The 6530-nt window shown below is 32.1% G+C and carries 3 protein-coding genes, 1 rRNA gene and 2 pseudogenes; 4 read left to right on the top strand and 2 right to left on the bottom strand.

Annotation, left to right across the window (positions count from 1 at the left end):
• Positions 1 to 109: 109 nt before the first annotated feature.
• The 4 genes and pseudogenes from rrf (at position 110) to Q4Q55_RS10670 (ending at position 3611) form a co-directional block, all read left to right on the top strand.
• Positions 110 to 227: ribosomal RNA gene (gene rrf, locus Q4Q55_RS09260) — 5S ribosomal RNA — on the top strand.
• 241 nt (positions 228 to 468) lie between these two features.
• A complete protein-coding gene (locus Q4Q55_RS09255; RefSeq protein ID WP_303372526.1) occupies positions 469 to 1428 on the top strand; it encodes a transcription initiation factor IIB in 960 nt (319 codons plus the stop codon).
• A 254-nt stretch (positions 1429 to 1682) separates the two neighbouring features.
• Complete coding sequence (locus Q4Q55_RS09250) at positions 1683 to 2426, top strand: SDR family NAD(P)-dependent oxidoreductase (RefSeq protein WP_303372524.1); 744 nt, start codon at positions 1683 to 1685, stop codon at positions 2424 to 2426.
• Between the two features lie 622 nt (positions 2427 to 3048).
• Positions 3049 to 3611 (top strand): annotated as a pseudogene (locus Q4Q55_RS10670) (NAD(P)H-dependent oxidoreductase).
• Positions 3612 to 3814: 203 nt separating this feature from the next.
• On the opposite strand, the gene Q4Q55_RS09240 reads toward Q4Q55_RS10670, so the two are convergent.
• Complete coding sequence (locus Q4Q55_RS09240; protein WP_303372523.1) at positions 3815 to 5467, bottom strand: AarF/ABC1/UbiB kinase family protein; 1653 nt, start codon at positions 5465 to 5467, stop codon at positions 3815 to 3817.
• A 35-nt stretch (positions 5468 to 5502) separates the two neighbouring features.
• Positions 5503 to 6530: pseudogene (locus Q4Q55_RS09235) on the bottom strand (endonuclease MutS2); the annotation flags it as partial.

Below are 6530 nucleotides of genomic sequence, written 5' to 3'. Positions count from 1 at the left end.
TGTTTTGTTTGTGTACTATGGTTTTCTATGGGAATTTCATTTCGCTGCAAGCTTTTTATATATAAATCATTTACTTAATTACTGATTATCATTTTCATAATATGATGAGTATTGCGGTCATAGCATGGGGGTTATACCTGGTCTCGTTTCGATCCCAGTAGTGAAGTCCTTTTGTGTTTTGTTTGTGTACTATGGTTTTCTATGGGAATTTCATTTCGCTGCAAGCTCATTATATTCATAATTACCAGAAACCCGCCTTTATATAACTATCACATTAAATTTAATATTTACTTTAAACTATCACTTAATACTCTGAGGTATCATTTTGAATATTTATCATTTGATTTTCTAATTGAATTTTTAGTTCCATTTATCATTTTTTTTTGTTTAATTTTGGAAACTTTGTTTGTTGAACTTGAAATTTTTAAAGGAGGATGAAATATGACTCTTAAAGTTAAATTTTCGTCTATGCCTGCGGATGAACAATTTAAAAAAGGCAATGTTCAAAAGTCTCTATATGTTAATGATGATGAGAATGTTTGTCCGGAATGTGGATCTAAGTTGGAAATGGATTCTGAAAGGGCTGAAGTCAGCTGTGTTCGATGTGGATTAGTAATTGATGAAAACATTGTTGACTTGGGTCCGGAATGGAGAGCATTTGATCATGAACAACGAGATAAGCGTACTCGCGTTGGAGCGCCAATGACCAATACCATTCACGACAGGGGTTTATCAACTGTTATAGATTGGAGAAACAAGGATGGTCAAGGTAGAGATATACCTGTTAAAAACAGGGCACAGTTATACAGATTACGGAAATGGCAAAGAAAAATTAGAGTTTCCGGTTCGGGTGAAAGGAATTTGGCATTTGCATTAAGCGAAATTGACAGATATTCTTCAAATTTGGGTCTTCCTCGTAGTGTTAGGGAAGATGCATCCCTGATTTATAGGCGTGCCGTAGACCGTAAACTCATTCGTGGAAGAAGTATTGAGGGTGTTGTTTCAGCATCAATTTATTCTGCTTGTAGACGTTGTAATGTTCCCCGCACTTTGGATGAAATTGCAGGAGTATCTAAAGTATCCAAAAAGGATGTCGGCAGAACTTACAGATTTCTGTCCCGCGAATTAAATATTAAGTTAGCACCAACTTCTCCATCTGAGTATGTTCCAAGATTTGCATCTAAAATAGGTCTTTCCAGTGAAGCACAATCTAAAGCAATCAAAATAATTAAAAAAGCCTCTGAATTGGGGTTAACTTCAGGTAAGGGTCCTACTGGTGTAGCGGCTGCTGCATTGTATATTGCATCTGTTTTGCTGGGTGAAAGGAAAACCCAAAAGGATGTTGCTGAAGTTGCTGGCGTAACGGAGGTTACCATTAGAAATAGGTATCGGGAACTATCCGAAAAATTGAATGATTTTGACTTCTAGATTATACGAAGAAATTTTATAATATTTTCTCATTTTTTTTTTAAAAGAATTGCCCCATTATATATTATTTTGCTTTAAGCACCACATAATCTCTAATTAACTTTTTTTTTTTATTGTTATCATATTTAACTAAATTTTAATTTGTTTTAAAATGTATATTAAATATTACTTTTCTTTAGAAAATATTAAATATATTTCAAATTATATTAACTATCATCTGCAATCGTAAGATTGTTTTTATAAAAGGTGATATAATGGGAAAACTAGATGGAAAAGTAGCAATTATAACTGGTGCAACTTCCGGTATGGGTAGAGATTCAGCAAAATTATTTGCAGCTGAAGGAGCAAAAGTGGTCGTTTGCGGAAGAAACGAAGAAAGGGCAAAAGCAGTTGTGGATGATATTAAAGCTGCCGGCGGAGAAGCAATCTATGTAATAGTGGATATGGCAAACTTGGATGAAGTCCCAAAAATATTCGATGCAACAATGGAAGAATATGGAACTGTTGATGTATTATTCAACAATGCTGGAGTGCTTTCCATGTCTCCATTAATGGATGTAACGCTTGAGGAATGGAACAAAGTGTTCAATGTCAATGTTACCTCCGCACTAATCTTAACACAACTTGTTGCACCTGTAATGAAAGAAAAAGGAAAAGGAACCATAGTCAACACATGTTCCGTAGCATCCTTCGGAGCTCATCACGGATTCGCAGCATATGTTGACAGCAAACACGCTATGATGGGATTAACCAGATCAATGGCATGGGAATTAGGCCCGGAAATCAGATGTAACGGTATCGCACCAGGTCTTATCCACACAGCAATGGTGGACAGTATAGGCGGTCCTGCAGCATTGCAAAACATGATTGACCAATGTCCAGTAAAAAGATGTGGGGAAGGTAAAGACATCGCTGAATTGGCATTGTTCTTAGCAAGTGATGAATGCACTTTCTTGGACGGTCAAATCATTAAATGTGACGGTGGATTTGAAATATGAGTTTTTTTAAAACAATATTGGGGGTTATTAATTAACTTCCAATTATAATTCTTTTTTTTTTAGTGAAATAGTTAAATATTATTTTTTATAAAATATTATTGTCGTATCATTTTTATGACCAATGCCTTCGGTCCTTTTATGAGGAAAGTTGATACTGTCGATGATTAGAAGAAACCCAGCATTGGATAGGCTGCCCGTTTCGAGGGTTACTCGAGGAGCGAAGGGTATTCTAGCAATGATTCAAGAGAGTTAGTATACGGGCAAAATCCTTTGTACATAATTAGGCGTTATTTGACTTATTAATCGTTAATATTAAGTTTTTTATTAATTAACTTAATATAACTTATTTTATGGTATTATAAAATGCAATATATTGTTATTTTTAAAAAATAAGTCTTTTTTTAATGAATTAATTTGGCCTTTTTTAGTAGGTATTTATATTTTGTATGGTTTTTTTTTAGTATATTGACTTTAAAATTCTTTGAAAAATTATTAGGAAAACCATTCATTAACTATTTCATATTCTATGTTTCCAATAATAATTTTTTCTTACTGATGTTAATCCGTAATAATTAATAGAAAAAATAGAATTTTAAAAACTAAATTATTATTATATTATTAAATAAAAATTATCTACTATGACAAAGCAAAAGTAATTATAGTTTATGCACATCCAAGTAAAAAATCAATTATTCATGAAATAAAAGAGGGATATGTCCAAGGTTTAACAGAAAATCGAATCGAATATATCTTAATAGATTTATATGAATCAAATTTTAATCCAGATATTATGGAAGAGGAATATTTGAGGGAAAATAACAATATATCATCACCATTATCAAAAGAGATACTACTCGAACAAGAAAGAATCAACAATGCAGACATTTAACATTCATATTCCCATTATTCTGGATGGATGCGCCGGCAAAATTAGTTGGATACTTCACAAGAGTATTCACTAAAGGATTCAAATATGATCATGAAAATGGGAGTAAATCCACAATGAAAATAATGGGAGAAACAAATTTTTTAATTAGTGCTGGAAGCAATTATGATGAACTAAAACAGGATGGAAAACTCAAAGCATTAAAGACAATATTTATAGAAGATCGTATGGCGGGAAAAACTGAAAAAACAAATATGTACATATTTGATGAAACAACGTATCATAAAGAACAATATTAATCGTAAAAATTACTGTCTTTTCAATAAATATTTCAAGGATTGAATTTCACAAAAAATGTGGATTCGGGAAATAGGATATCGTGAACGCATTGCCAAAGATAAATTTGGAAAATGGCAGAATACTACATTAATGGAAATTCGATTTTAATTTAAATATCCTCTTCAAGTTATTGTTGAATAATATGGGGAAATATATGTCACCATTATTCTCTTTCTATCATGTATTCGATTACCAGATATGCTCCTAAAACTGCACTAAATACAAAACCGATTAACCCCAATATTGGAATGTCAAATAATCTTGGGCCGGTATCTTCCAGTAATGCTAGAGATGAGCCAACAACCAGTGCAGCTAATATCAATGATACTGAAAGTTGATTTGCAAGTTCGCTTATTCCCTCATGCTTTAATTTTATTTCAATGTTTCCTTCTTCAACTTTGGAGATGGTGCTGTTGATTGTATCGGGCAAATCCTTTGCAAGGTGTTCTAATTGCAGTAAATAATTTATTCCTGATTTTGCAATCCTGTCTGGTTTGTATTTATTCACGACTATCTTTTTAGATAATTTTTTAAGTTCTGTTGCGGCATTGAAATCAGGATCTAATTTCTTGCCTGTATCTTCGATAAGTGCGATTCCTCTTCCAATCATCACAAATTCTCTTGGAAGAACAACATTATTTTTAATCATCGCATTAAGCAAATCTTCCATCAACCCGTCCATGTTTTTTAATTCTGCACCATAATAGAGATTCAGCAAATCATCAATATCTGCTTTTAAATTGTCTGTATTTTGTGATGGTGTAATTATATCCATGTATATTAACTGTTTAATAATATTGTTGGTATTTCCGCTGATTAAAAGTAAAATTAACTCGGCTAAATTTTGTTTAAAATCTTCATTCAGTATGCCCATCATTCCTTCATCGATATAACAAAGTTCATTGTCGAAGGTCACGATTAAATTTCCTGGATGGGGGTCAGCATGGAAAAATCCATCAATCATTATCTGTTTGAAATATGATTTAACTCCATAATTGGCAATTCTTTTTTTGTTAATATCAGGATAATCTCCATTAATAAGGTCGCTTACTTCGATTCCTTTTATAAGTTCCATTGTAATTACTTTTCTAGAACAATAATCAGTATATGCTTTAGGTATTTTGATGTATCTGACACCTTTAAAGTTATTTGCAAGATTTTGCATATTCATGACTTCTTCCATATAATTGATTTCTTTAAATATGGAACGTTCAAATTCAGTTACCATGGCAGGCAAATTATATGTTCGGGTTTTGGAAAGATACTTGTCAATTCTGGTTGCTAAAAATTTCATTATCTGAACGTCAGATTTAATAATTTCATATGAGTTAGGTTTTTGGACTTTAATTGCAACTTCTTCTCCGCTACTTTTCAGGCGAGCTTTATAAACCTGTCCGATTGAAGCTGATCCGATGGGTTCTTTATTAAAATCAGTGTATATGTCTCTAATGGAGGAATTTAGTTCGCTTTCGATAACTTTCTTGATTTCTTCAAATGGGGTTACTGGAGTTTTGTCTCTTAGTTTTTGCAGCTCTTCAGCAATTTCTATTCCAACAAGATCAGGCCTTGTACTTAACATTTGGCCTAATTTAATATAAGCTGGGCCTAATTCTTCCAATACTTTTCTAATCCTTAATGGAATTGATTCATCTGGAAAGACCCCTTCTTTTTCAGCTTTATAATTTCTTAAAAAAGGAAACTTTCTAAAAAAAGTATTTTCTTCGATTAAATATCCAAAATCATTTTTCTTTAATACTTTATAGATTTCATTTAATCTTTTAATGTTGTCATTTCTAGGATTTGCATTAACGTTCATTAATAGAAATTAGGTAGTAAGTATAATATATTTTTTTAGAATTTTTCTAAAATCCTAGCATATACTACTTTCAACTCATCATCTGATTTTTCATATATTCTTTTTAAAATTAGCTCAGGAGTACTTTTTGCAAGGAAATTCATTTTTGGAGTTCTGTCAACGATTAAATTATAGTTTTCATCTAATCCCTTGGCTTCAATTCCATCAACACGAATATCAGTGTAATTCATTATTTCCCTTGCCATGTGTGTAACGATGACTCCATAGGAATTTGATTCTTTAATCATGTCGATAAATGTTGAAATAATTTTAACCGCTGCATCAAGTTCAGTTATTCCTTCAAGTTCATCTAAAAGTACTAACTTTTCACTTTTTGTTGTTACGATAGGTATGAACACATTTAAAAATGATTCAAAAGCTCCTGCATCGAGTGATCTTTTTTTGGAGAAATGATAAATTTCATCAACAATTTTTATTTCCGCTTCATCGGCACTTACTGGAAGTCCCATCTGGGCCATTATGGATATTTGAGTTAATGTTTCAAGGAGTGTTGTTTTACCTCCGCTGTTGGCTCCTGTCAAAAGAGCAATGTTTTCATTTCGGGTCAGCTGGTAATCTACTTTTTGAACATTGTCTTTTTCCTTTTTAAGTGCCAGTTCTAAATGCAATGCACCGTTTAATTTGATTTCGTCTCCGAATTGGGGTCTGCATAAATCATATTCATAAGCGAAACTTCCCAAACTAAATTCATAATCAAATTTTATGGTATCTTCGACTTCTTTGATTGCTTTGTCTTTGATTGCGTTTAATTGGATGGCTGCACTTTTTTTAATGTCAAAAATATCATTTTCCTTTTTGGATGATTGTTCGAGACTCACCCTTTGAATTTCATTTTCATCAATTTGGATTGGATATGTTCTTAAAAATGGGTCGAAACTTATTCCAGTTTTTTCACGGATAATTTCTTTTCGTTTATTGATAATTTCGTCAAATATTTTACTAATTTTTGGAGGAAAGTTATTATTTAATAGGTTGAGAATTTCATCTCCCTCGAGGTCAACTT

It is taken from the genome of Methanobrevibacter sp., from assembly GCF_030539555.1.
Lineage (GTDB): Archaea > Methanobacteriota > Methanobacteria > Methanobacteriales > Methanobacteriaceae > Methanocatella.
This window is presented reverse-complemented; position numbering and strand designations above follow the sequence as displayed.

Bases quoted from the DNA above. Each gene is read 5' to 3' on its own strand.
- Q4Q55_RS09255 (WP_303372526.1), top strand. From the start codon at position 469: ATGCCTGCGGATGAACAATTTAAAAAAGGCAATGTTCAAAAGTCTCTA.
- Q4Q55_RS09250 (WP_303372524.1), top strand. From the start codon at position 1,683: ATGGGAAAACTAGATGGAAAAGTAGCAATTATAACTGGTGCAACTTCC.
- Q4Q55_RS09240 (WP_303372523.1), bottom strand. From the start codon at position 5,467: ATGAACGTTAATGCAAATCCTAGAAATGACAACATTAAAAGATTAAAT.